The following is a 24060-nucleotide window of genomic DNA, read 5'->3' as shown; positions in this document are numbered from 1 at the left end:
GAGACGCCCATGCGCTTCGGATTCACCGAGGAACAACAACGGTTCCGGGCGGACGTGCGCACGGCACTGCGCACCGCCGAGGTGCGCGCCGCGATCGCGGACGCCACCCCCGTGGACGGCGTCGAGCCGGACCAGCGGCCGCTGTACCGCCTGCTCGGCAAGCTCGGACTGCTGGCCGTGCACTGGCCGGCCGAGTACGGGGGATCGGGCCGGCCGCTCACCGACGCCGCGATCGTCGCCGAGGAGCTGGTGCGCGCCGACGTGCCGGACACCCTGCACGTCAACACCATCCAGATCATCGGCCAGTTCCTCCTCATGGCCGGCAGCGCCGAGCAGAAGCGTCGGCACCTGCCCGCCCTGGCGAGCGGCGAGCGCTTCGGCTCCGTCCTGTACACCGAACCCGACGCCGGCTCCGACCTCGGTGCCCTGCGGACCGTGGCCGAACCCGACGGAGACGGCTACCGCATCACCGGCACCAAGGTGTTCAGCCTGAAGACCCGCTTCGTCGACCTCGGCCTGTGCGCCGCCCGTACGACCCCGGGAACCGGCAAGTACCAGGGCATCAGCCTGTTCCTGGTCGACATGAACGCCCCCGGCGTCACCGTGCACGTCATCCCCAGCGTCAACGACGAACAGTTCCACCACGTCGAGCTCGACGCCGTCGCGGTGTCCGGCGACGACCTCATCGGCGCACGCGACCAGGGATGGCCGCTGCTCAACCAGGCCCTGGCCATCGAACGCACCGGCCTCGACTACCACCTCAAGGCCGAGCACTGGCTGGACGCCGCCCTCGAAGCCCTGGTCGACCAGGCCCCCGGCGATCCGCACGAGGCCCACCTGGAACGGATCGGCCGCTGGGACGGCGCGCTCCTCGCCGACCACGCCCTCGCCTGGGAGGTGATCACCGGGATCGCCGACGACCGCGTCGACGAGGTCGCCGCCGCCGTCGCCAAGTACCACAGCAGCGAACTCGCCCAGAGCGTCGCCGCGTGGGCCGCCGACATCCCGAGCCCCCGGCAGCGGGCCGACCGCACCAGGGCCGCCGCGATCCTGGACTCCGCCCTCCGCGAGGCCCCCGGGCTCACCCTGTCGGCGGGAACCTCCGAGGTGATGCTGCAGATCATCGCCGCCGCGTTCGACTCCATCGGACAGGAGAAGCGCTGACATGGACCTCACCCCCGATCCGCTGCTCGTGCAGCTGCGCAAGGCCCTGCGCGGGGCGCTCGCCGCCGTCCCCCCGCGGCCCGAGGTGCAGGGCGCGCCGGTGACCGACGGACCTTCCGGGCCCGCGCGGGCGGTGCTCGACCGGCTGGAAGCGACCGCCTTCGAACGGCCCGCCGCGGCCGGCGGCCTCGGCCTCGGGCTGACGGCCGGCGTGCTCGTCAGCGAGGAACTCGGCCGCGCGGCCCGCGGCAACCCGTACCGGGCCGACGCGCTCGCCGCCGACACCGGCGGCCCGGCGGGCGCGGCACTGGCCGGACTCGAAGCGCTGCCGGCCGGCACCGGGATCACCGCGAGCCCGCGCGACGGCGGCTGGGAGCTGAGCGGCACGGCCACCGTCGACGCCCCGGACGCCGGACGGCCCCTGCTCGTCGCCACCCGGACCGACGCCGGCCCCGTGCTCGTCGCCGTACCGGCCGGCGCGCCCGGCGTCCGCGTCGACGGCACGTGCTGGCCGCCCGTCGTCCGCCTCGACGCCACCCCGGTCGGCACGGCGGACGTCGTCGGCGGTCCGGCCGAGGCACCGGCCGGACCGCTCGCGCGGGCCCGGCTCCGACAGGCCGCCTATCTCCTCGGCATCGCCGACGGCGCCCACCGGATCGCGGTGCGCCACGCCGGCACCCGCCGGCAGTTCGACACCCGGCTGCGCGACCTGCCGGCGGTGGCCTTCCCGCTGGCGCGCGCCACGGTGGCGCTGCGGGCGACGAGGGCGGCGGTGTACCGCGGTGCCTGGCTGGTCGACACCGCGGGGGACCGGACCGACGAAGGCACCGGTGCCGAGGCCCTCGGTGCCGGAGCCGTCGGTACGGCGCCCGTCGTGGCGCTCGCGACGGCCGCCGAGACCGCGCGCGACGTCGTACGGCTGTGCATGCAGAGCTGCGGCGTACGGGCGATGACGTCGGAGCTCGGCCTGCACCGCCACTTCCGGCTGGCCGCGGCCGAGTCGAACCGGTACGGCGAGCCCGCCGCACTGTGGCGACTGGCCGGCGCCGCCCGCCTCGACCTGGCCCGGCGCGCCGCCGGGGAGAACGACGCGGGGCGCACCACCGTGGCGGCGGGCCGGCCCGAGCGGTCCTAGGGCGCTTCTTCCGGCGCCGGGGGGGCGACCCGGCCGGGGACCGGGTGCATCGACCTACATCAGGCCGGACTGATAGGCGAGCGACACGAGTTGGGCGCGGTCGCGGACGCCGAGCTTGGTGCGCACCCGGTAGAGGTGGGTGCGTACGGTGGCGACGCCGATGGTGAGCTCACGGGCCACCTCCTCGGTCGACATGCCCCGTGCCACCATCTGGGTCACCTCCCGCTCCCTCGGGGTCAGTTCGGTGACCTCCGGGTGCGGCGCCGACTCCGGGGTGTCCGGCTGCTCGCGGAACCACGTGACCAGGCGGTGCGCGATGTCCGGTGCGAGCATCGTCCGGCCGGCCGCCGCCGCCCGGATCGCGGTGACCAGTTCCTGCGGGCTGGCGTCCTTGCCGAGCAGGCAGCTCGCGCCGGCGTGCAGCACGTCGCTGACCGTCTTGTCGGTGTCGGACCGGGTGAACACGACGATGTTCGGCCGCGTCTCCTCCTTGCCGAGCCTGCGGATCATCTCCAGTCCGTCGATGGTCCGCAGGCTGAGATCCGTGACTATCACGTCCGGGCGTTTGGTGCGCACCAGGACGATGGCCTCCATGCCGTTGTCGGTCGTGCCGATCACGTCGAGGTCGGGCACGGCGTCGAGCAGGGTGCGTAAGCCGTCGCCGATGACCGGCAGTTCGTCGCAGATGAGTACACGAATGGTCACTTTTCCGCCTTGGTGGGGGTGTAGGTGGAAGTCTGTCGGCTGCCCTGTGCCTGGATCTCAGGCGGTGTCGGACAGCGTTGTCGTGCACCTCGTCGCCTCCTGGTACGGACCGCGAGGCTGGTTCGTCTCCAGCCTGCGCGGGCGGCCGCTCCGGTGTCCACACCGGGGACGGGGCGACACGGACGTGGGTCGTGAACGCGCCAAAGCTGAGTCGGATCGGACGGCTCTGTTCCTGCGACGGATCGTGCCCATGGAGCCATGGGCAGCTGCGGTTCTCTGGAGTTGTGGAGCGGGCCCATGAGGTTCTAATCCACGCCTTGATCGAGTGTCAAGCAGCCCCTTCCGGCCGTCACCCACAGGTCTCCACAAGGTCAACTTCCCTGCACAGCGCCACACTTGACCAATATGACCTTGGCATGTTGACCGCCTCGACCGCAGCGTGTTTGAGTCGGCTCGCCCTGACCTCCGAAGAGAGGAAAGACCCCCCGATGAGCCTCGTCGACGTGCACACCGAATGGGATCCGCTCGAAGAGATCGTGGTCGGGACCATGGCAGGCGCACGGGTGCCGGTCCCGGACCGGAGCCTGGTCGCCGTCGAGTACCCGGAGAAGGCGGACGACCCGCAGCGGATCCCCTCCGGCCCCTATCCGGGCCATGTCGTCGAGCGGACCGAGGCCGAGCTCGACGAGCTGGTGGACATCCTCACCGGCCTCGGCGTGAAGGTGCGCCGGCCCGGCGGCCGGGACCACAAGTCGACCGTCTCGACCCCCGACTGGAGCACCGACGGCTTCTACGACTACTGCCCCCGGGACGGCTTCCTCACGGTCGGCACCTCGCTCATCGAGTCACCGATGGTGCTGCGCTCCCGCTTCCTCGAAGGCTTCGCCTACAAGGACCTCTTCATCGAGTACCTGGAGAGCGGCGCCCGCTGGCTGTCGGCGCCCAAGCCCCGGCTGACCGACGACCTGTACGAGCCGACCGCACCGCCCGGAGAGCGGCTGCGGGACCTGGAGCCGGTCTTCGACGCGGCGAACGTCCTCAGGTTCGGCACCGACCTACTCTACCAGGTCTCCGACAGCGGCAACAAGATGGGCGCGCGCTGGCTGCAGGCGGCGCTCGGCGACACGTACACGGTGCACGCCTGCGAGGGCCTGTACACCTCCACCCACATCGACTCGACGATCGTTCCGCTGCGGCCCGGCCTGGTCCTGGTGAACCCGTCCCGCGTCAACGACGACAACATGCCCGAGTTCCTGCGGGGCTGGGACCGGATCGTCTGCCCGGAACTCGTGGACACCGGCTTCGTCGGAGACCACCCGAAGTCCTCCGTGTGGATCGGGATGAACTTCCTGGTGGTCGCGCCCGGCAAGGCGATCGTGGACAAGCGCCAGACCGGTCTGATCAAGGAGCTCGAGCGGCACGCCGTGGAAGTGATCCCGGCGCAGCTGACCCACTCCAGGACGCTCGGCGGCGGCTTCCACTGCGTGACGCTCGACGTCCGCCGCAAGGGCGAGCTCGCGACGTACCGTTAGCCGATTCCTCCGGATCGCGGACCCGGCCCGGATCCGGTGGAGACGGCCCGGGGGCGGTCCGGGCCCGACCGCCGGACGGCCCCAGGCCGCGTCCCGGAGGACACGGCCTGGGGTGGCATCACGCCGAGGGCGGCGGCTAGGACGTACGGCGCTTCATCGCGTCCCGGGCCTTCCGGGCGGTGTCACGCGCCGACTCCGCGCCCTCGCGGGCCTTGCCCTCCATCTTCTCGGCCTTGCCCTCCATCTCCATCCGCTCGTTGCCCGTCGCCTTGCCGGCGGTTTCCTTGATCTTGCCCTTGCCCTTCTGGACCGAGCCCTTGCGCATGGCCATCACGAGACTCCTCTCGGAAGCGGGTTCTCCACCGCGGTTGCCCCGTCCACCGGGATTGATGCGCCCGCCGCACCCGCGCGAGGGTCCCGGCGGCGCGCGCCGCACGCGCCCGGACCGCAGGCGCGCTACGGGCCCGGCCGGACCGAGACCAGGACGCCGACCTTGTCGATCCGGTGCTCGGGATTGCCCTGGGCGTCGCGCCAGGTGTTGCCTGCGGCGTCGTCCTCCGGCGTCGCGCAGGTGGAGAGCGTGATCATGGCCTGGGTGGGGCGCTCGCCGGGAGAACCCGGCACCGGGGCACGCTGCTCGGCCAGGGAGCGGGCCGAGCGGAAGGAGGTCGAGCGGGTGTCGGTGATGCGGTACTCGTAGACCCGGCCCTCGGCCGTCACGAGCACCTTGTCGCCCACGTCGACGTCGGGCAGCTCGCGCAGCGGTCCCCCCGCGGACAGGCGGTGCGCCGTCACCAGGTAGTTCCCGACGTCTCCCGGACCCACCCCGCCCCGCTTCCCGTACGGGCTGGCCGCGATGCCGCGGTCCTGTATCCGGGTGCCGGGGCGGTCGTCGGTCGTGCCCTCGTACGGGACGACCCGCAGGTCGTCGACCCCTATCGACGGTATGTCCAGCTCGGCGACGGGCGGCCGCACCGCGGTCTCCGAGGGAGCCGGGGGTGCGGGCGGCGCCGGGCGCGCCACGGAGGCCGGCGGAGTCGACGCCGCCGGGGCGGTCGCGGGGCTCACCGGCCCCGGCGGCGAGGGAGGCACCACGGGCGTCACGGCCACGGGCGGAGCCGCCGGCGCCGTCGCGGGCGGTGTGACGGACGACCCCGGCCCGGAACCCGGCCCCGCGAGGTCCGTCGGCGTGCAGCCCGTCAGCGCGCCCGCCCCCGCGCCGAGAACCGCAGCCGCGAGGGCCGCGGCGACGCCCGTACGGGTACGACGGGAACGGGTCATGGAGCCAGACCGCCTTGCTTGATCACCCCGGTGTGCGGGAATCCGACCCTTCCACGCTACGGCCACGGGCCGCGAAGGTCAGCCCCGGATCCGCGAAGGCACGGTCTCGGGCGACCGCGCGCACGGCGTGCCGGGCGTGCCCCGGCGCGGCCGGGGTGGCACGGTCGAGCCGGACGGCAGGTCCGGGCGGGCCGGTGGCCGGTGACCGGGAGCGAGGCGAGGAACACGTGACGCGACGCAGCAGGTGGGGCGCCCGGCGGGAAGCGGCCAGGAACCGGCTGGAACGGCTGCGGCGCGACCCGTTCACCGTGCAGACGGTGCGGTCGACGGCGGCGGCGACGCTGTCGTACGTCGTGGCGCTCCAGCTCAGCAGCGAGCCGGCGCCGCTCACCGCGCCGCTGACGGCGCTGCTGGTCGTCCAGGTCACGCTGTACTCCACGCTCACCACGAGCCTGCGCCGGGTGAACTCCGTCGTCGTGGGCGTGCTCATCGCCATCGCGTTCAGCGTGCTCGTCGGACTCTCCTGGTGGAGCCTCGCGCTCGTCATCCTGGCGTCCCTCCTCGTGGGGCGGCTGGTGCGGGTCGAGGAGTTCATCCCGGAGGTCGCCATCAGCGCGATGCTGGTGCTCGGCGTCACCCAGGTCGCCGACACCGCCTGGGACCGGGTCCTGGAGACGCTGATCGGTGCCGTCGTCGGCATGCTGTTCAACCTGGTCCTCGCCCCGCCCGTGTGGGTGGAGACCGCGGGCGACTCCATCGAGGACCTGGCCCGGAGGATGCGCAGGCTCCTGCTGGAGGCGGCCGAGGAGTTCGGCGGCGCACCCCACGTCGGGCGCGCCGCGGCCCGGCTGCACGAGGCACGGCGGCTCGACAACGACGTGGCCGAGGTGGACGCCGCGCTGCGCACCGCCGAGGACAGCCTGCGGCTCAATCCGCGCGTCAAGGAGGGCCTGCTGCACCGCATCGTGCTGCGCACCGGCCTCGACACGCTGGAGATCTGCGCCGTCGTGCTGCGGGTCCTCACCCGCACCCTCACCGACCTGGCGAAGCAGCGGTCCGGCCAGGAGCTGCTGCCCGGACCGACCGCCCTCGCCGTGCAGGAGACGGCACAGCACACCGCCGACGCCTTCGTCAGCTACGCCGTCCTCGTCACCGCCTCCGGCAGCGAGGCCGCCGAACCGGCCGAGACCCGGCTCGCGGGCGAGCTCCGCGCCGCCCGCACCTGCCGCGACCGCGCCGCCCGCCTCCTCCTCGCCTCCGCGCTGCGCGAGCCGGGCCACTGGCAGCTGTACGGAGCGATGCTCGCCGAGATCGACCGCGTCCTGGACGAACTCGACCCCGAGCACCGCGGCCGACGCCTGATGGAGGAACTCGACCGGCACACCCGGGCAAGCCGCGAACGCCGCCGCCGTCTCACCTCCCGCTACCGCCTCGGCCGCCCCGGCCGCGCCTGAAACGCCGCGCGGCCGCCGGGCCGCGGTATCCGTGGCCACCGGCCGGGGAACCCGCCTGCCGCCGCGCGGCGGCGCGAACCCGCCGCAAGAGCGCGCCTCGGCGCCGCCGCAGAAGGCCCGCCTGGGGCCGCCGCCGGGAGCCATTCCTCACCGCCGCCCCCGCGATCGCCCGGAACCGGGTCTCAGTCCAGGCCCGCCCGTGTCCCGTCCGCCCCACCGTCGTCCCTCCGCCCGCCGGCGCCGGTGCGTCCCTCGATCCGGTGGCGCACGACCGTCGTCAGGACCGTCAGCCTGGTCGACGCCGACGGCACCGGCGCCACCGGGTCCGTCACCCGCCGGGCCTCCTCGGGGAGCGCGGCGGCGTCGGCCTCGAAGCGGGCGCGGGCGGCCGCCGGGGTGTCCGGCGGTTCCGTCCGCAGCCCGCCGCGCATCACCGTCCTGAGCAGCGGTTCCGTACCCGGGGGCGGCTCCTCGTTGGCGAGGCCGATGACGTCGCGCAGCCCGGGGCCGCGGAAGACCTGCTTGGGGCCCGGCGCGGTCACCTTCGCGGCCGACAGCTTCATGACCGGCCGGCCGTCGTACTCGACCAGCTTGTAGGCGGCGTCCAGGTACGGGGCGTCCGCGGCCGTGCCGACCTTCGTCCCCACGGCGTACGCGTCGATCGGCGCCCCCTCCCGCACCAGCCGGTCGACGGCGTACTCGTCCAGGCCGCCGCTCGCGATGATCCGTACCTCCGCGAGCCCCGCCGCGTCGAGCAGGGCGCGGGCCCGCCGGGCCAGCGCGCCCAGGTCACCGCTGTCGAGGCGGATCCCGCAGCCGGGGCCGAGTCCGAGGTCCTTCAGGACCCGCGCCGCCGTGGCCACGCCGCGCTCGGTGTCGTACGTGTCCACCAGGAAGGTCACCGGGCCGGGGTGGGTCCGGGCGAAGGCCCGGAACGCGGCTTCCTCGGAGGGGAAGGCCTCGACGTACGAGTGGGCCATGGTGCCGGCGGCCGGGATGCCGTAGCGGCGGGCCGCGGCGACGTTGCTGGTCCCGGCGAAGCCGACGAGCGCGCCCACGCGCGCCGTCCGCGTGCCCGCCTCGGGTCCGTGCGACCGGCGCAGGGAGAAGTCGACGACCGGCCGTCCGCCGCTCGCCAGGACGCATCGGGCGGCCTTGGAGGCCACCGCGGTCTGGTGGCAGACCAGCGACAGCAGGTACGTCTCGACGAGCTGGGCCTGCGGCAGCGGCGCGGTGACCTCCAGGAGCGGCTCCCCGGCGAACACGAGGCGTCCCTCGGGAACCGCCCGGACCTCTCCGTCGAAGGAGAGGCCGCGCAGCGGTTCGAGGTCCTCGACGGGCCGCCGCAGCACGTCGGCGAACTCCTGCAGGTCGGCGCGGCCCAGGCGGAACCGGGCCAGCAGGTCGAGGGCCGGCTCGAGCCCGGCGGCGACGAGGTAGCCGCGTCCTGGCGGCAGCTCGCGCACGAAGAGGCTGAACGTGGCCGGGGCCCGCATGTCCTCGCGCAGGTACGAGAGCGCCATCGTGACCTCGTACAGGTCGGTGGTCGTGACCTCGGACATGCTTCGAGCATGCGCGGCCCCGCGCCGGCCCGCACGGGGACGCCGCCCGGCGGGCCCGCGCGCCCGGGGCCGCTCAGGCGGGCAGGCGGGTGTGGGAGGAGCGGCGGGCGGCGGCGAGGAGGGCGTGGATCTGGAGGCCGGCCTGGTCGACCTCGGCGAGCGGGGTCGGGAACGGCAGCCGGACGTCGCGCTGCCCGGCGGCGTACTCGAGGCGCAGGGTGAGGCCGTAGCGGTCGAGGGCGAGCGGCAGCGTCCGCACGAGGCCGCGCCGGGCGGCCGGCGGGACCAGCCGGAGCAGCAGGGTGACGAGCTCGGGGTGACCGGAGACCAGGTGGTGGAGCATGCCGGCCTCGCAGTCGGCCAGCGGGTCGACCTCCGCGGCCTGGATCTGTTCCAGCGTCACGTACGTCCGGCCGCGGGCGTCCTGGAGCACCGCCTGGCCGAACTCCACGCAGGTGCTCTCCCCGGAGTCGGCGTCGTACGGTGCCGCCACCAGGCCCGAGAGCGTCACCCGGGCGCGCACCCGGTCGCGTACGGGGACCGGCGAGACGTCCGTGAGCTCCATCCGGATGGGGATGCGCGCCGCGTCGCCGTGGCCGGTACCGGGGTCGTGGAGGTGGACGCGGCCCATCGGGCCCGTTCCGTCGAGGCTGTGGACCTCCTCGTACCGGCCGTCGGTCATCACGGTCATGGAGTGCGCGGACGCGATGATCGAACGGAGCCGCTCGGCGGGTGTCGGGTGGGTGGAGCGGGCGGTGTGCGGATGCATGCGTGTTCTCCCGGCGGATGCCGTAGACGCTCGGACGTCTACTTAGGTATGCCTAACCTAACTCAATTCCGTCCGGGTGTCAGCCCGCGCGTCGGCCCGGCGCGGACGCCCGCCGCCCGCACACCCGCGCCCCGGTCCGCCGGAAAAGGCTTGGACGGCTGAGGGTCCGTCACGGGACACTGCGCTCTTGTCCCTGATGGTCCGACAAAGCAGGGTTGCAATGGATTCGCCTGAATCAGCCGAACGTCCACCGGGCCGAGGCCCGGTCCTCCTCGCACTGCGCTACTACGGAAGAGAACTCGCCCGACTCCGCCGCATGACCGTCCCCGCGCTCCTGCTCCCCGCGCTGGGCAACATCGGCATCGCCTACATCGCGCCCCTGATCGTCGCCAAACTCGTCGGCCGCATCGCCGGCGGAGACACCGACGGACCCGGCGGCGCCACCGGCCTCGGCGCCATGCTGCCGTACGTCCTCGGCTTCGCCGCCGTCCTCCTCCTCTCCGAGGCACTCTGGCGGGTCGGGCTGCACTGTCTGAACCGCCTCGACGCCCTCGGCATCGAGCGGCTCTACGTCGTCGGCATGGACGAACTCTTCGCCAAGGACGCCGCGTTCTTCCACGACAACTTCGCCGGCTCGCTCACCAAGCGGGTGCTGAGCTTCGCCTCCCGCTTCGAGGAGTTCGTCGACACGCTCACCTTCAACGTCATGGGCAGCTTCGTGCCGCTGCTCTTCGCCTCGGTCGTGCTGTGGCAGTACGAGCCGCTGCTCGTGGCCGGGCTGCTCCTGATGATCGCGCTCACCGCCCTCTGCGTCGTCCCGCTGATCCGGCGCCGCCAGAAGCTCGTCGCCCGGCGCGAGGAGGCCATCGCCCGGGTGTCCGGGCACGTCGCCGACAGCCTGATGAACATGGACACCGTCCGGGCCTTCGCGGCCGAGGAGCGCGAGGCCGCCGAACACCGGTCCCGCGTCGCCGAGTCACGACGGCTCACCCTGCGCTCCTGGGACTACGGCAACCTGCGCATCGACACCGTCGTCGCGCCGATGTCCGTACTGACGAACGTCCTCGGCCTGGTCGTCGCCCTGCTGCTCGGCGCCGGACAGCACGGCGTCGAAGCGGTCATCGTGGCCTTCACGTACTACTCCAACGCCACCCGGATCATGTTCGAGTTCAACCAGATCTACCGCCGGATCGAGAGCTCGATGACCGAGGCGGCCCAGTTCACCGAACTGCTGCTCACCCCGCCCGTCGTCACCGACCCGGAGCACCCGGAGCCGCTGCGCTCCCGCAGCGGACACGTCCGCTTCGAGCAGGTGACCTTCACGCACGGCGGCGCCGGAAGCGGTGCCGCGCCGCTGTTCGACGGTCTCGACCTCGACGTGCCCGACGGCACGAAGATCGGCCTCGTCGGCCGCTCCGGCGGCGGCAAGACCACCCTCACCCGGCTGCTGCTGCGGATGACCGACGTCGACTCCGGCCGCATCCTGGTCGGCGGCCAGGACATCAGCCGGATGAGCCAGTCCGACCTGCGCGGACTGATCGCGTACGTGCCGCAGGAACCGGCCATGTTCCACCGCACCCTGCGGGACAACATCGCCTTCGCCCGGCCGGACGCCACCGAGGACGAGATCCGGCGCGCGGCGGAGGCCGCGCACGTCACGGAGTTCGCCGACGCGCTGCCGGACGGCTTCGACACGATGGTCGGCGAGCGGGGCGTCAAACTGTCCGGCGGCCAGCGCCAGCGGGTCGCGCTCGCCCGGGCGATCCTGCGCGACGCGCCGATCCTGCTGCTCGACGAGGCCACCAGCGCGCTCGACTCGGAGAGCGAGATCCTGGTCCAGGACGCGCTGTGGAAGCTGATGGAGGGCCGCACGGCCCTCGTCGTGGCGCACCGCCTGAGCACGGTCGCCGGCATGGACCGGCTGGTCGTCCTCGACCGCGGCCGCGTCGTCGAACAGGGCACGCACCAGGAACTGCTCCTCGCCGACGGCCCGTACGCGAAGCTCTGGCAGCACCAGTCGGGCGGCTTCCTCGCCGACACGCCCGCCCCGGCGGAGCTGAGCGGGGCGGAGACGAGCTGAGCGGAGCTGAGCCGGGCGGAGACGAGCTGAGCTGGAGGGTGGCGATGCGCGCCCGGGCAGTCCGACGGAGATGTCCGGCCCGCTCGCCCCGGCTCCGGCCCCGGCCCCGGCCCCGGCGCCGTCGACGGAGACCGGGCCGCACGGCATACTTCGGCGGCGTAGGGGGCGGCAACCGGGCGGGCCGGGTGCCGAGGGGCGGGGCGAGAAGGAGGCGGCCGGACCATGGCGACACAGCGGACGACGACGTCCGGTACGGAAACCGCCTCCGGGGCCGGAACAGCACCCGGGAGGCCGGCCACACCCGGGACCGGGGCCGCACCCGCGCCCGGGACCGGGACGGCATCCGGGACCGGAACCGCACCCGGAACCGCACCCGGAACCGGGACCGGAACCGCACCCGGAATCGGAACCGCACCCGGAACCGGAACCGCGTCCGGGACCACCGGTCCCGGTGCGTTTCCCGGCGGCGCGGAGCTCTTCCGGCTCGACCCGGCGGTCGCGCACCTCAACCACGGGTCCTTCGGCGCCGTACCGCTTCCCGTCTCCCGGGTCCGCGAAGGCCTCGCGGCCGAGGCCGACGCCGACCCGGACGCCTTCTTCCTGTCCGTTCCGGCCCGGCTCGCCGAGGCGCGGCGGCGGATCGCCGCCCGCCTCGGCGCCGATCCCGAGGGCATCGCCCTCGTCAGCAACGCCACCGAGGCGGCCAACCTCGCCCTCGACGCCCTCGGCCTGGGCCCCGTCGACGAGGTCCTGGTCACCGACCACGGATACGGCACCGTCACCGGTGCCGCCGCGCGCCGGGCCCGCGTCACCACCGTCGCCCTCGACCCGGACCTGCCGGACGAGGGCGCGGTCGCGGCGGCCGTGCTCGCGGCGGTCACGCCCCGGACGAAGGTGGCGCTGCTCGACGCCGTCAGCTCGCCCACCGCGCGCGTCATCGCCGGGCCCGCCCTGATCGGCGCACTGCGCGAACGCGGCGTCGTCACCGTGGTGGACGGCGCCCACGCGCCCGGGATGCTGGCCGCACCGCTCGCCGGAGAGCCGGACTTCTGGTTCGGCAACCTGCACAAGTGGGCGTACGCGCCCGCCGGCTGTGCCGTCCTGGCCGTCGCCCCGCACCACCGCGGCCGCGTTCCGGCCCCGGTGCCCTCCTGGGAGGACGAGCACGGCTTCCCGCGCGCGGTGGAGTACCGTGCCACCACCGACTACACCGGGCTGCTCGCCGCGCCCGAGGGACTCGACCTGCTGGCCGCCCTCGGCGCCGCGAAGGTCCGCGCGCACAACGCCGAACTCGCCGCGTACGGAGCGGGGTTGCTGGCCGAACTGCCCGACCTGTCGCCGCTCCCGTACGACGCGTCCCTGGCCATGCGCTCGCTCAGGCTGCGCCGTGGGCTCGCCCGTACCCACCCCGAGGCCGCCGCACTCCGCGAGCACATCGCCGCCCGCCTCGGCTGCCGCGTCCTGGTCTGGCCGTGGCCCACCGGCGGCGGCATCCGGGTGAGCGCCCAGATCTACAACCGCCCGGAGGAGTACGGGCGTCTGGCGCGGGGTCTGCGGGAGCTCCTGGCCGAGGCGTAGAGCACCACCTGGCCAGGCGTCCGCGCGTGATCAACACACCTAGGCGTAGAACCGGGACAGGCTCCGCAGCACGCATGCCGGCTTCGTCGCGCCCTCGATCTCGATCGTGCCGTCGACCGCTATCTGGACGCCGCCCGGCACGTCCTGGACCTCGGCGAGCCGCGCGACCAGGCGCAGCCGGGATCCGGACGTCACGGGGGACGGGAAACGGACCTTGTCGAGGCCGTAGTTGACCTTCGTGGTGACGCCGCGGACGTCGAGCAGCCCGGTGAACAGCGGGATGAAGAGCGACAGCGTCAGATAGCCGTGGGCGATGGGCGCGCCGAAAGGGCCCGCCTTCGCCTTCTCCACGTCCACGTGGATCCACTGGTGGTCGCCGGTCGCGTCGGCGAAGCCGTCGATCCGGTCCTGGGTGACGTCGATCCATTCGCTGGTGCCGAGCTCGCTGCCGACGAGCTGCTTCAGGGCGTCGATGCCGTCGACGGTGAGGGTCATGGGAACGGTTCCTTTCGGATGGTCGGTCGGTGGGTTCAGCGGGCGCCGTGGCGGGCGCGCAGAGCGTGCTTGAGGAGCTTTCCGGAGGCCGTGCGCGGCAGGGCGTCGACCAGGACCAGGGACCGGGGGATCTTGTACTTGGCGAGCCGTCCGGTCAGGGACGCGAGCACGGCCGCCGGGTCGGGCGCGGTGCCCTCGCGGGCGACGACGACCGCTCGGGCCGTCTCGCCCCACTTCTCGTCCGGCACGCCGATCACCGCGCACTCGGCGACGTCGGGGTGGGCCAGGAGCGCGTCCTCGACCTCGGCCGGGTAGATGTTCTCCCCGCCCGAGATGATCATGTCCGTGAACCGGTCGACGATGGTGACGTAGCCGTCGGCGTCGACCCGCGCCGCGTCGCCGCTGCGGAACCAGCCGTCGGTGAAGGCCGCGGCGGTCTCCTCCGGCAGACCCCAGTAGCCGGCCATCACGTGCGGGCCGCGGACCAGCACCTCACCGGTCTCACCGGCCGCCGCGGGCGTGAGGTCGGGCCGCACCACCCGTACGTCGGTGAAGAAGTGCGGCACCCCGGCCGAACCGGCCTTCGTCACCCCGTGCTCCGCGTCCAGGAACAGCGTCCCGGGCGAGGCCTCGGTCATCCCGTAGCCCTGGAGGAAGGTCAGACCCCGCTCCTGGTACGCGGCGATGAGCGGGGTCGGCACGGGCGCGCCGCCGCAGTTGAGCAGCCGCAGGCTGGACAGGTCGGCCGTGGCCCAGCGAGGGTGCCGGGCGATCCGGTCGAACATCGTCGGCACCCCGAACATGGAGGTGACGCCGTGCCGTTCGACGAGTTCGAGGGTGCCGCCGGGGTCGAAGGACTCCGCGAGGACGCAGGCGCCGCCCTTGAGCAGCACCGGCAGCGCCAGCATGTTGAGCGCGCCGGTGTGGAACAGCGGCGCGGACACCAGGGCGGTCTCGTCGGCGAGCAGATCGTGGTCGACGAGGACGTTGACCGCGTTCCAGACGAGGTTGCCGTGGGTGAGCATGGCGCCCTTGGGACGCCCGGTCGTGCCCGAGGTGTACATGATGACGCACACGTCCTGCGGCGAGACCGGCTCGTCGAGCGGTTCGGCGGAGGACGCGGCGAGCAGCTCCTCGTACGCGTCGCCGCCTGTCTCGACGACGGTCCGCACTCCGGTCGTCCCCAGCGCCCCGGGCCTTCCGTGCCCGCCCGTCACCGACTCCGCCGTGGCGGCGTGGGCGGGGGAGTGGAGCAGGACGCCGGCGCCGGAATCCGCCAGCTGGTACGCGATCTCGGGCGCCGCGAGCCGGGTGTTGAGCGGCACGAACACCGCGCCGAGCAGCCCGGCGGCGAACAGCGTCTCCAGGAAGGCCGGATGGTTGGGTCCCAGGTAGGCGATCCGGTCGCCGCGCCGGACGCCGGCCGTGCGCAGGGCGTGCGCGAGCCGGGTGGTGCGCTCGTGCAGGGCGCCGTAGGTGACGGTGGCGGAGCCGTGGATCAGAGCGGTGCGGTGCGGGGTCTTGCGGGCCCGGCGTGCGGGCCACGACCCCAGTCCCTCGTTGCGCATCACGGGGCCCTTTCAGAGGAGGGAATCGGTCAGTCCGAGCAGCCGGGCGGCGTTCTCCTTGAGGATCTTCGGGCGCACCTCGTCCTTGATCTGCAGCTTCGCGAAGTCGGCCAGCCAGCGGTCCGGGCTGAGCACCGGGTAGTCGGAGCCGAAGAGCACCTTGTCCTTGAGCAGGGTGTTGGCGTAGTGGACGAGCTGCGGCGGGAAGTACTTCGGCGACCACCCCGACAGGTCGATGTGCACGCCCGGCTTGTGCGTGGCGACGGCCAGGGCCTCGTCCTGCCACGGGAAGGACGGATGCGCCAGGATGATCTTCATGTGCGGGAAGTCGGCGGCCACGTCGTCCACGCGCAGGGGGTTGGAGTACTTGAGCCGGATCCCGCCCCCGCCCGGCACTCCCGCGCCGATGCCGGTCTGCCCGGTGTGGAACAGGGCGATGGCGCCGGTCTCCTCGATCACCTCGTAGAGCCCGTACGCGAGACGGTCGTCGGGGAAGAAGCCCTGGATGCTGGGGTGGAACTTGAAGCCCTTCACCCCGTACTCCTCGACCAGGCGCCGGGCCTGCCGCACGCCCGCCCGGCCCCGGAACGGGTCGACCGAGGCGAACGGGACGAGGACGTCGGAGTGGGCGGCGGCGGTCTCGGCGATCTCCTCGTTGGGGATCGGCGGGGTGCCGGTGGCGTGCTCGGCGTCGACCGTGAACACCACCGCGGCCATCCGCCGCTCGCGGTAGTGGGCGGCCATCTCCTCAAGGGTGGGCTTCCGTTCGCCCTCGACCTTGAAGTACGCGCCGGAGGCGGCGTGGAGCTCGTCGGAGAGCGAGGCGTGGCCCCGGGACGAGACCTCGCAGTGGGTGTGGACGTCGATCGCCTCCAGGGCGGCGACGTCGAGGCCCGTCACCGGGTCTCCGGCAGGCGCGGCGCGGGGATGCCGACGGACTGCGGCTCGCGGCCCACCGAGGTGTGCCAGGCGGCGGCAATCGTCCCGGGCGTCCAGCCGCCCTCGGCGTAGGCGGTCGCCACCTCCTGCGGGTGCGACCACAGCGCGAGCCGGTCGCCGCCGATGCCGACGCACTGCCCGGTGACGTCGCGGGCGGCGTCGGAGGCGAGGAAGGGCACGAGGGCGGCGCAGTCCTCGGCCGTGCCGAAGCCCTCGCCCTTGCGCAGGGCGTCGGGCAGCGGTTCGCCGCGCCGCATCGCGTCGACGTACGGGGCGAAGACGGGGATCGTCTCGGTCATGGCGGTGGCGGCGACCGGCACGATCGCGTTCACGGTGATGCCGGCCTTGGCGAGCTCCATCGACCAGGTGCGGGCCATGGCGGCGATGCCGGCCTTGGCGGCGGCGTAGTTGGTCTGGCCGAAGTTGCCGCGCTGGCCGGCCGGGGAGCCGACGAGGATCAGCCGGCCGCCCTCGCCCTGCTCGCGCATGCGGACGGCGGCGGCACGGGCGCAGGTGAAGGTGCCCTTGAGGTGGGTGGCGACGACGGCGTCGAAGTCCTCGTCGGTCATCTTCCACAGCACGCGGTCGCGCAGGATGCCCGCGTTGGTGACCAGCACGTCGAGCCGGCCGAAGGCCGAGACGGCGCGGTCGACGAGCCGGTCGGCGGCCTCGGCGGTGCCGACGGCGACGGCCTCGGCCACCGCCCGGCCGCCGGCCTCGACGAGGGAGTCGGCGGCCTTCCGCGCGATGTCCTCGTCGATGTCGTTGACGACGACCGCGGCACCGGCCGCGGCGAGCGCGGAGGCGTAGGCGAGACCGAGGCCGCGGCCGGAGCCGGTGACGACGGCCACCTTCCCGGAGAGGTCGACGGTGGCGGAGTGCGGCATGGGGGTCCCTTCGGAAAGCGGAAGGCAGCGGATGGCAAGTGCCAGGGAGGAGGAGGCGGCGGTCGGCGGCGGGACGGGAGCGCTCACGCTCGATCGGCGTCCCGCGCCGTCCGCTGAAAGGAAGCTAAGACCAATCATTGTCGACGTCAATGGTTGCTGTCGGCAGCATTCCTGCGGCATGCTGCTGCCATGGACGACAGGGACGAACCTTGGATGCTCGGACTGCACTCCGACACCGGCTATCTCCTCTACCGGCTCGGTCTGCGCTCCGGGCAGCTCTTCAACGCCGCACTTCAGGAGTCGGGGCTGCGGCTGCGCCACTACGCCCTGCTGCGCTACCTGGCGAGCGTCGACGGCGCGCTCCAGCGTGAGCTGAGCGACCGGCTCGGCTACGACCCCAGCGCCATCGTCGGCCTCGTCGACGACCTGGAGCGGCTCGGACTCGTGGAACGCCGTCCCGCGCCCGGCGACCGGCGCAGCCGCATCGTCGTCCTCACCGACGCCGGCCGCGGCTTCCTCAAGGACACCGACCGGACCAGCCGCCGCGTCACGGACGGCCTGCTCGCGCCCCTGACGGACGAGGACCGCACGGTCCTGCACGACCTGCTGCGGCGGATCTCCGAACCCGCCGACTGACGCCCCACGCCCCCGGCCTCGTACGGATCGGTGCCGCGCTCACCGCCGGCCGGCCCGGCGCGTCCGTGCCGCCGCTCCGGCGTCGAGGTCGCCGCGGCCTCCCGGACGGCATGACGGCGGTCCGCCCCCGGGGGCGGGGGCGGACCGGTCGGGGGCGGGCGGACGGCGGACCGCGAGCCGCTCGCCGCGCGCTGCGAGCAACGGGCCCGCGAGCAACGGGCCCGCGAGCGGCGGGGCTACGAGCCCCAGGCCTCGAACTCGTAGACGCGGGCGGCCGGGTCCGTCGTCTGCGTGGGCCGGGTGATCGCCAGGCGGACGTAGCGGGCGGTGACGGCGACCGGATGGGTCGTGGCCGCCGCCGTGTTGCCGGTGACGGTCACCGCCGTGGTCCACGGCGCGGTCGTACTCTCGCGGACCTGGACGGTGAAGTCCCGGGTGTTCCAGCTCGCGCTCTCACCGCCCGCCGCCGCGTGCTTCACCACGAAGCGGTCGAGAGTGCGGGAGGCGCCGAGGTCCACCTCGAGCCACTTGGCGGTGGTCAGCGTGCACCACTTGTCGCCGTTGCCGCCGGCCACGCTGCCGTTGACCGCCTTGGCCGGCGTCTCCGTGCCGTTGCACTGGCCCGACGCCGTCGCGGGACGGTTGAGGGCCAGATTGGTGGAGGTCGTCGCCGACCACGTGACCGTGGTGCTCGCGGCGGGTGAGCGGCCGAACTCCGTGGACACCGCCTCCACGTCGAGCGTCGTCGACGTCTCCGTGCCGACCCGCTCCAGCTTCGGCACGAAGTAGCTGTCGTTCGGGGTCGCGCCGAGGAAGGTGCGGCCGCCGTCCGGGTCGCGGCGGTACACCTCGTAGTGGTGCACGTCCCCGGCCGACGACGCCGTCCACGCCAGTCGCAGCGACCTGGTGCCCGCGCCGGTGTCCGTCGTGCCGAGGACGGTCGGCGCCGTCGGCGCGGACGGCGCGTCCACCGTCCCGTCGTACACGGCGAGTTGGCCCACCCTGATGTCGTAGGAGGCGGTGGTGCCGGTGGTCCGGAGACCGATCTGCGCGATCGTCCTTCCGGCGTACGCGGACAGGTCGAGCGTCCTGCGCTCCCAGCCCGTCGACGTGGTGGAGCCGAGGTCGAACGTGGTGAACGTGGTGGGGGAGTCGGTGAACGCCACCGCGGCCTTGAGGTGCGTCGGACCGGCGGCCGGGGTCTTCAGCACGACCGAGAGCCTGGTGTCGGCGGCGACCGGGAGGCGCGACTGGTAGAGCCGTACGGTGTTCACCGCGTCCAGGGTGCCGGTCAGGCGCAGCGCGGAGCCGCCCTCGTAGGCGTCGGTGAAGTCGATCGACGGCTTCAGCTTCGTCCCGTCGGACCGCACCAGCCAGCGGTAGGTCGGCGGCACGTCCTGGAGGGAGAGGTTGTTCCAGCCGGACGACGACACGCGCACCCCGCCCGAGTGGTAGAAGTCGCCCTGGCCCGCGTCGAAAGAGGTCACGAAGGGCTTGGCGGTGACGGGCGAGGACTCGGCGACGTAGGTCGCGAGCCCCTTCCAGGACGACGTGGTCGTGGTGTCCGACGGGTCGCCGTTGGCGCCGTCCCAGAACCGGGCCTCACGGGCGTACGAATCCGCGCGGCTCGTCGAGGAGTTGTGGGTCCACTCCGGACGGTAGAGCCCGAGCGAGGTGGTGTGCGGACGGCCGGCCGGGAAGACCGCGCTCCACGGGACGCCGGTGTCGTAGCCGTTCGCCTCCGTGTCCACGCCGGCGAAGAGCTCGTACTCGCTGCGGCCGAGGCTCCGGGCGAGGGTCCGGGAGGAGTCCAGGGCGGAGGTGCCCCACCCGAAGTCGAGGAACATCGAGTCGCTCGTGCGCTGCGAACCCTCCTGCAGGAAGGCGTCGTTGGCGCCGGTGAGGGCGTCCTGCCAGCTGACCGAACCGGACTCGGTCATCGCGTCGTACCACATGAACTCGACCGGGCCGAGCGAGCGCGCGTAGCGCATCGTGTTGCGCAACTCGGTCGCGAGGGCGGCGTCGCCGCCGGCCGTCTCCTGGTTGACGAACCAGCCGTCGAAGCCGTAGTGCTGCGCGACCTGGGCCAGCTTCTCGGCGACGGGGTAGCGGGTGCCGGACTTCTTGACGAAGTCGTGCACCCACTGGATCCGGCCGCCGTACGCGGTGGGCGGGAAGAACACCGTGCCGTACACCTTCACACCGTTGCGGTGCGCGGCGTCGATGACGGTCGGGTTCGGCGCGAGGATCAGTCCCTCGCCGGCCGAACCGCCCCAGAACACCAGCTTGTCGACGTACTGCCAGTGCCCGAAGGCGTAGTAGCGCGGATCGAGCGAGCCCTGGGAGGGGTTGTTCGACGTGGGCGCGAAGGACACCAGCGACACGATCCCGCCCTCGCCGGCGCGGGCGTCGGCGTTCGCCTTGAGGGCGGGATCCGAGACGCGCGGCCGGAGCGGCACCCGCGAACGGTTGAACCGGGCGTCGGGGTCGGTGGCGGGGTCCCAGTCCAGGATGGTGGTGGGGTACCAGAAGGAGGCGTAGGGCTGGTTGCCGGCGGCAGCGGCAGGCGCGACAACGTTGTCGGACGCCGTCGAGGCCGGGGCGGGCGACGCGGACGCCGACGCGGACGCCGAGGCGGACGGTGTGGCGGCCAGGCCGAGCGCGGCCGCGGACAAGGCCGCGGCCGCGGCCGCGAGCAGGCGCAGGGATCTTCTTCTCATCGGAGCTCCGGTGGTCCAGCGGAGGGGGAAGGGGCTGGTGGTGCCGGTGGCGCGATGGTGCGGGGGGTGCGCGGCCGGGGCCGACCGTGCGGTGGCCGTACGGACCCCGTCCGGTGCGGAGGCTAAACGGCTTTAGCAGACCGGTCAAGAGGGCGTCGGCAGTCGGTCGCCCCTCCGTCGGCCGTCTATCGCCCCTCCGCCGGCCCCGCCGTGCTCTCGCGGACCGTGAGCCGCGGTGTCGGGTTCCTGATGTCCCGCGCTGCCGACGCCGGGTCGTCGATCACCGCGAGCAGGACCGTCGCCACCTGCTCGCCGAGGGCGAAGGTGTCGCGGGACAGCGCGGTGAGCGCGGGGTGGACGATCCGGGCGAGGGCCGAGTCGTCGAACGACACGACCGACACCTCGCCCGGCACCGCGACGCCCATCTCGGCGGCGACCCCGAGTCCCGCCACGGCCATCACGTCGCTGTCGTACACCAGCGCCGTCGGCCGTCGCCGTCCCGGCCGGGCCAGCAGGGCGCGGGTGGCCGCCGCGCCCTCCGCGTCGCTGAAGTCCGTCGGCACGGACACCGCCTCGTCGAGTCCGAGCCGGCGCGCCGCGTCCCGTACCGCCCGGATCCGGCGCCGGGTGTGCTGGAACGAGGGCAGACCGGCGAGATGGGCGATGCGGCGGTGTCCGAGGGCCGCCAGGTACTCGACGATCGAGGTCATCGCCTCCCGGTCGTCGGCCCACACGGCGGGCAGCCGCCCGTGCCTGCCGGGTCCGCCGAGGACCACGGCCGGCACCCCGAGTTCCTCGAGGACGGGCACGCGCGGATCGCGCACCTGGAGGTCGACCAGGACGAATCCGTCCACCCGGTGCTCCGAGGCCCACCTCCGGTACACCTCGATCTCCGCGGCCGTGTCCTCCACGACGAGCAGCTGGAGGGCCGTGCCGCGGGTGGAGAGCGCCGCCTGGAGCCCGGACAGCAGCTGGCCGAAGAAGGGTTCGAGGCCGATCGTCCGGGCGGGCCGGGCGAGCACGAGGCCGACGGCGCCGGCCCGCGCCCCGCCCAGGGCGCGGGCCGCGCTGTGCGGACGCCAGTTCATCCGCTCGGCGACCCGCAGGATGCGCTCCCGGGTCGCCTCGCTGACGCCCGGACGGCCGTTGAGCGCGAAGGAGACCGCGCCCTTCGAGACGCCCGCCTCCCTGGCGATGTCGGCGATGGTCGGTCGGGCCATCGGGCGCTCCCTCGTCCTGCGCGTTTCCGCACGCTCTCTTGACACCGGAGTTTAGCCGGGAGGATAGTCCCGCATCGCTAGAGCGGTTTAGTCAAGCACCGAGCAAGGTCCGCGCACTTCCCCCGCGACGATCCGAGCAAGGAGACGCCCTCGTGCGACACATCCGAAGGAGCCGGCCGGTCCGGTGGACCGCCGCCGTCCTGGCCGCCCTGACCCTCGCCGGCTGCGGCCTCGGCGGCGCCGAGGACTCCGGCACGCCGGGCCCCGTCGGCACCGGCGGCGAGGTCAAGGGCAAGGTCTCGCTCCAGACCTGGGCGCTCAAGCCCAAGTTCACCGCCTACGTGGAAGGGGTGATCGCCGGCTTCGAGAAGAAGCACCCGGGCGTCGAGGTCGAATGGCTCGACCAGCCGGGCGAGGGCTACTCGGAGAAGGTCCTCGGCCAGGCCGCCGGCGGCACCCTTCCCGACGTCGTCAACCTGCCGCCGGACTTCGCGCTGCCCCTGGTGAAGCAGAACCTGCTGCTCGACATCGGGAAGTCCGACCCCGCGGCCGCCGCCGACTACGTCAAGGGCGGTCTCGACGCCTACCGCTTCCCCGGCCACGACGGCACCTACGGCTACCCCTGGTACCTCAACACCGACGTCAACTACTGGAACGGCGAGCTGCTCACCCGCTTCGGACTCGACCCGAAGAAGCCGCCGACCACGCTCGACGAGCTGGTCAGGGCCGCCCGTACCGTGAAGGAGAAGTCCGGCGGCCGGACCTACCTGATGAGCCGCAAGCCCAACCTCGTCGACCTCGCCAACGCCGGTGTGCCGGTCATGTCCGCCGACGGCAGGACCTTCACCTTCAACACCCCCGAGGCCGCCGCCGTCCTCGACACCTACCGCGCCGCCTTCGCGGAGGGCCTGCTGCCCGAGGACGTGCTCACCGAGACCTACGCGGGCAACACCAAGCTGTTCGCCTCCGGCACCGCCGCCTGGACCACCGCCGGCGCCAACTACATCACCAGCCTCGCCGTCGACAACCCGACCCTGGCCCCCAAGGTGGTCTCCTCGCCCGCCATGGGCACCCCGCCGCTCTACGTCCAGGGCCTGTCCGTCCCGAAGAACACGAGGAACCCGGCCGCCGCCCTCGCGCTGGCCCGCTGGGTCACCAACGCGGAGAACCAGGCCGCCTTCGCCCGCCAGACCAGCATCTTCCCGTCCACCACCGCCTCCGCCTCCGACCCCTTCTTCGGCAAGAGCGACGGCAGCAACGCGGGCGACGCCAAGGTCACCGCCTTCCGCTCCCTCGCCTCCGCGCGCGTCCTCGAACCGGTCCAGGCCAACGACGCCGTCAAGACCCTGATCAACCAGCAGATCGCCCTCGCCGTCAGCGGCCAGACCTCCTCGAAGGAGGCCCTGGACACGGCGGTCGCCCGCGCCAACCAACTGCTGAAGGACTGAACGAAAGGCATCCCATGACCCACCGGCGCTGGTTCACGCCCTGGCTGCTCGCCGGTCCCGCACTGGTCTGGCTCGCCGTGTTCAACCTGTGGCCCGCGGTCAACACGGTGATCCTGTCCTTCACCAACGCCCGGCCGCTGGGCGGCGGACACTTCACCGGCCTGGAGAACTACCGACGGGCCCTCGACGACGAACAGCTGACCGACGCCCTGGTCAACAGCGTCGTCTACCTCCTCGTCTGCCTGCCCCTGCTCACCCTGCTGCCGCTGCTGCTGGCGCTCCTCGTCGAGAAGAGGCTGCCCGGCATCACCTTCTTCCGCACCGCCTTCTACACCCCGGTCGTGGCGTCCGCCGTCGTCGTCGGCCTCGTCTGGGGCTGGGTCCTCGACGACCGCGGCCTCCTCAACGGCCTGCTCCACCAGCTCGGCCTGGCCGACCGGCCCGTCTCCTTCCTCACCGACCGCTGGCTGCTCCTCTTCAGCGCCATCGCCCTCACGGTGTGGAAGGGCCTCGGGTACTACATGGTCATCTACCTGTCCGCGCTCGGGAACGTCGGCCGCGAGCTCCATGAGGCCGCCGCCGTCGACGGCGCCTCCGCCACCCGCCGGTTCTGGCACGTCACCCTGCCCGGCGTCCGCCCCGCGATGCTGCTGATCTCGGTCCTCGTCTCGGTCTCCGCGCTGCGGATCTTCTCCGAGCTCCACGTACTGTCCAACGGCACCGGCGGCCCGGGCGGGCGTGACATGTCGGTGGTCATGCTGATCCAGATGTACAGCCGCGGCTTCACCGGACACATCGGCTACGCCTCCGCCCTCAGCATCCTGCTCTTCGTCCTCACCGTCGGACCGATGCTCGTCCTCGCCCGGCTCAACCGGAAGGCGGCCTGA

20 protein-coding genes are annotated in these 24060 nt (G+C 73.2%); 9 read left to right on the top strand and 11 right to left on the bottom strand.

Annotated elements, in window-relative coordinates; genetic code table 11:
• Nucleotides 1-9 precede the first annotated feature (9 nt).
• Both ESG85_RS22310 and ESG85_RS22305 read left to right on the top strand, forming a co-directional pair.
• Nucleotides 10-1164, top strand: coding sequence for an acyl-CoA dehydrogenase family protein (locus ESG85_RS22310; protein ID WP_128981997.1), 1155 nt, complete (start codon nt 10-12; stop codon nt 1162-1164).
• Between the two features lies 1 nt (nt 1165).
• Nucleotides 1166-2299, top strand: a complete 1134-nt coding sequence (locus tag ESG85_RS22305) for an acyl-CoA dehydrogenase family protein (RefSeq protein WP_128981995.1) — start codon at nt 1166-1168, stop codon at nt 2297-2299.
• A 54-nt stretch (nt 2300-2353) separates the two neighbouring features.
• Here the strand turns inward: ESG85_RS22305 and ESG85_RS22300 are convergent, their stop codons facing one another.
• Nucleotides 2354-3004, bottom strand: a complete 651-nt coding sequence (locus tag ESG85_RS22300) for a response regulator (RefSeq protein WP_128981993.1) — start codon at nt 3002-3004, stop codon at nt 2354-2356.
• A gap of 488 nt (nt 3005-3492) precedes the next feature.
• Here ESG85_RS22300 and ESG85_RS22295 point away from each other — a divergent pair, with 488 nt between their 5' ends.
• A complete protein-coding gene (locus ESG85_RS22295) occupies nt 3493-4536 on the top strand; it encodes an inosamine-phosphate amidinotransferase 1 (protein WP_128981991.1) in 1044 nt (347 codons plus the stop codon).
• A gap of 136 nt (nt 4537-4672) precedes the next feature.
• Here the strand turns inward: ESG85_RS22295 and ESG85_RS22290 are convergent, their stop codons facing one another.
• Together ESG85_RS22290 and ESG85_RS22285 are read right to left on the bottom strand one after the other, a co-directional pair.
• Nucleotides 4673-4867 carry a CsbD family protein gene (locus ESG85_RS22290; protein ID WP_219825212.1) on the bottom strand — a complete coding sequence of 65 codons (195 nt, stop codon included), beginning with the start codon at nt 4865-4867 and terminating at the stop codon, nt 4673-4675.
• 125 nt (nt 4868-4992) lie between these two features.
• Nucleotides 4993-5817, bottom strand: coding sequence for a class E sortase (locus tag ESG85_RS22285; RefSeq protein ID WP_246095216.1), 825 nt, complete (start codon nt 5815-5817; stop codon nt 4993-4995).
• A gap of 278 nt (nt 5818-6095) precedes the next feature.
• Between ESG85_RS22285 and ESG85_RS22280 the strand changes: the two genes are divergently transcribed.
• On the top strand, nt 6096-7271 hold the full coding sequence (locus ESG85_RS22280) for an FUSC family protein (RefSeq protein WP_128982043.1): 1176 nt from the start codon (nt 6096-6098) through the stop codon (nt 7269-7271).
• A gap of 182 nt (nt 7272-7453) precedes the next feature.
• Here the strand turns inward: ESG85_RS22280 and ESG85_RS22275 are convergent, their stop codons facing one another.
• Together ESG85_RS22275 and ESG85_RS22270 are read right to left on the bottom strand one after the other, a co-directional pair.
• Nucleotides 7454-8833, bottom strand: a complete 1380-nt coding sequence (locus ESG85_RS22275) for a nicotinate phosphoribosyltransferase (RefSeq protein ID WP_128981989.1) — start codon at nt 8831-8833, stop codon at nt 7454-7456.
• A 73-nt stretch (nt 8834-8906) separates the two neighbouring features.
• Nucleotides 8907-9602, bottom strand: a complete 696-nt coding sequence (locus tag ESG85_RS22270; RefSeq protein ID WP_128981987.1) for a DUF2470 domain-containing protein — start codon at nt 9600-9602, stop codon at nt 8907-8909.
• Nucleotides 9603-9822: 220 nt separating this feature from the next.
• On the opposite strand from ESG85_RS22270, the gene ESG85_RS22265 reads away from it, so the two are divergent.
• On the top strand, nt 9823-11682 hold the full coding sequence (locus ESG85_RS22265; protein WP_128981985.1) for an ABC transporter ATP-binding protein: 1860 nt from the start codon (nt 9823-9825) through the stop codon (nt 11680-11682).
• 222 nt (nt 11683-11904) lie between these two features.
• A complete protein-coding gene (locus ESG85_RS22260; RefSeq protein ID WP_128981983.1) occupies nt 11905-13260 on the top strand; it encodes an aminotransferase class V-fold PLP-dependent enzyme in 1356 nt (451 codons plus the stop codon).
• A 39-nt stretch (nt 13261-13299) separates the two neighbouring features.
• On the opposite strand, the gene ESG85_RS22255 is transcribed toward ESG85_RS22260, so the two are convergent.
• From ESG85_RS22255 to ESG85_RS22240, 4 genes are read right to left on the bottom strand one after another with little or no spacing between them, the layout of a single operon-like run.
• Complete coding sequence (locus tag ESG85_RS22255) at nt 13300-13755, bottom strand: MaoC family dehydratase (protein ID WP_128981981.1); 456 nt, start codon at nt 13753-13755, stop codon at nt 13300-13302.
• Nucleotides 13756-13790: 35 nt separating this feature from the next.
• The gene (locus tag ESG85_RS22250; protein ID WP_128981979.1) at nt 13791-15323 is read right to left on the bottom strand and encodes an acyl-CoA synthetase; all 1533 of its coding nucleotides are present in this window, start codon (nt 15321-15323) and stop codon (nt 13791-13793) included.
• 12 nt (nt 15324-15335) lie between these two features.
• Complete coding sequence (locus ESG85_RS22245; protein ID WP_128981977.1) at nt 15336-16223, bottom strand: amidohydrolase family protein; 888 nt, start codon at nt 16221-16223, stop codon at nt 15336-15338.
• Nucleotides 16220-17149 carry an SDR family NAD(P)-dependent oxidoreductase gene (locus ESG85_RS22240; protein WP_128981975.1) on the bottom strand — a complete coding sequence of 310 codons (930 nt, stop codon included), beginning with the start codon at nt 17147-17149 and terminating at the stop codon, nt 16220-16222. Before ESG85_RS22240 ends, ESG85_RS22245 begins: the two co-directional genes overlap by 4 nt.
• A 189-nt stretch (nt 17150-17338) precedes the next feature.
• Between ESG85_RS22240 and ESG85_RS22235 the strand changes: the two genes are divergently transcribed.
• Nucleotides 17339-17785, top strand: coding sequence for a MarR family winged helix-turn-helix transcriptional regulator (locus tag ESG85_RS22235; protein ID WP_246095215.1), 447 nt, complete (start codon nt 17339-17341; stop codon nt 17783-17785).
• 236 nt (nt 17786-18021) lie between these two features.
• Here the strand turns inward: ESG85_RS22235 and ESG85_RS22230 are convergent, their stop codons facing one another.
• Nucleotides 18022-20505, bottom strand: coding sequence for an endo-beta-N-acetylglucosaminidase (locus ESG85_RS22230; protein ID WP_128981973.1), 2484 nt, complete (start codon nt 20503-20505; stop codon nt 18022-18024).
• A gap of 185 nt (nt 20506-20690) precedes the next feature.
• Entirely contained in the window at nt 20691-21725 is a 1035-nt protein-coding gene (locus tag ESG85_RS22225; RefSeq protein ID WP_128981971.1) for a LacI family DNA-binding transcriptional regulator, read from the bottom strand.
• Nucleotides 21726-21877: 152 nt separating this feature from the next.
• Here ESG85_RS22225 and ESG85_RS22220 point away from each other — a divergent pair, with 152 nt between their 5' ends.
• Both ESG85_RS22220 and ESG85_RS22215 read left to right on the top strand, forming a co-directional pair.
• A complete protein-coding gene (locus ESG85_RS22220; protein ID WP_219825211.1) occupies nt 21878-23173 on the top strand; it encodes an ABC transporter substrate-binding protein in 1296 nt (431 codons plus the stop codon).
• Between the two features lie 14 nt (nt 23174-23187).
• On the top strand, nt 23188-24060 hold the full coding sequence (locus ESG85_RS22215) for a carbohydrate ABC transporter permease (protein WP_128981969.1): 873 nt from the start codon (nt 23188-23190) through the stop codon (nt 24058-24060).

The sequence above is a fragment of the Streptomyces roseicoloratus genome, from assembly GCF_004117935.1.
Lineage (GTDB): Bacteria > Actinomycetota > Actinomycetes > Streptomycetales > Streptomycetaceae > Streptomyces > Streptomyces roseicoloratus.
Note: the sequence above shows the minus strand (reverse complement) of the source record. Positions and strands in the feature narration are given on the sequence as shown.